General features: G+C 39.3%; 2 protein-coding genes. Both read left to right on the plus strand.

Annotated elements, in window-relative coordinates; genetic code table 11:
• Positions 1–183: 183 nt before the first annotated feature.
• Positions 184–543 carry a VOC family protein gene (locus tag I6F66_RS20590; RefSeq protein WP_197209670.1) on the plus strand — a complete coding sequence of 120 codons (360 nt, stop codon included), beginning with the start codon at positions 184–186 and terminating at the stop codon, positions 541–543.
• 38 nt (positions 544–581) lie between these two features.
• Positions 582–1,154, plus strand: a complete 573-nt coding sequence (locus tag I6F66_RS20595; RefSeq protein WP_197209671.1) for a hypothetical protein — start codon at positions 582–584, stop codon at positions 1,152–1,154.
• Positions 1,155–1,335 lie beyond the last annotated feature (181 nt).

Below are 1,335 nucleotides of genomic sequence, written 5' to 3' on the forward strand. Positions count from 1 at the left end.
CGTAACCAACAGAAGCATATTCCACTTAATATAATAGTCAGTTACTTTTAAATTAAGTGGCTTGGTCGAACTATAAGGCGTTCAAACGGACAAAAAACAGTTGGCTGTTTCACTCCGTTCACAATTTTAGCCAACAATTTTTTGCCGCTTAACTTAGCGTTATGTGCCAAAAGGAATCCGGTTATGTCGACAAATCTAAAGTTAAATTATGTAGAGTTTCCCGCCAAAGATATTCCAGCTACAAAAAAGTTTTTCGAGGACGCTTTTGATTGGAGCTTTACCGATTACGGTCCCGACTATACCTCTTTCGCTGATGAAGGATTGGACGGTGGTTTCTACAAATCGGATTTATCTTCGCTAGCCTCAAATGGCTCTGCCTTGCTTGTATTGTTAACAGAGAATTTGGAGGAATCTCAATCTACTGTAGAATCATTTGGTGGTAAAATATCGACACCAATTTTTTCATTTCCTGGTGGTAGTCGGTTTCACTTTATTGAGCCTAGCGGTAATGAATTTGCAGTCTGGTGTTTATCTGGCACATAATAAGCTGTTAGGCTTTTTTATAGAATGGAGATAATCGAGTGGCTGGCAATGTAGTTGATCACAGTGAGTTACCTGAAAATTTCCCTACACATTTACATGATGGAGAGTTTTGGGAAAAGTTAGGTAGATCTGTTGCAACTTTTGGCTTCTTGGAAGATACCCTAGCTAAAGCTATATTTGCTTTTACCGCAACAACGGAATACAACGTAGAAGATATCGATAAAGCATTCTCTGAATGGATTCCTAAGTTAGAACGCTCTCTTTCAGATCCTCTTGGTGGCTTAATTGACACATATGGTAAAGCTGTTCGTTCTCATTCTAATTGTAAAATCGATAACTTTGATTTACTAATAGAGGACATGAGAAGAGCTTCAAAACTGCGTAATGTTTTGTGCCACGGTTCGTGGGGAAGTATCGATTCAAACGGAGCTTCAATTCCTTTCTTTATTAATAAACAAAAAGAAAAATTTGAGACACCAATAAATATCGACTTCTTAAAGCAGGTGCAAAGGCACACCTGTGATCTAATTTGTTCGGTCATCAATACAGTAACTCATATGGGCTGGCAATTTCCTGGTTCAAATGGCCCAGGGGAAGTGATTTTAAAATAGGCTAGTGTAAGCAAAGCCTAACAAGTCGCTCAAAAGGACAAAAAACAGTTGGTTTTTGCTCCTGCGTCGCTTATTTTAACCAACTATTTTTTGCCTCTTAGCGAGGCGTTGGTGCGTCAAGCTAAGCTTGATGCATCTTGCAGGGTGCAAGTCCCTGTCAGGTAAGGTTTAACCAACCACC

It is taken from the genome of Pseudoalteromonas sp. NZS100_1 (assembly GCF_015864285.1).
Lineage (GTDB): Bacteria > Pseudomonadota > Gammaproteobacteria > Enterobacterales > Alteromonadaceae > Pseudoalteromonas > Pseudoalteromonas arctica.

Coding starts and splice junctions, on each gene's coding strand:
- I6F66_RS20590 (WP_197209670.1), top strand. CDS start 184: ATGTCGACAAATCTAAAGTTAAATTATGTAGAGTTTCCCGCCAAAGAT.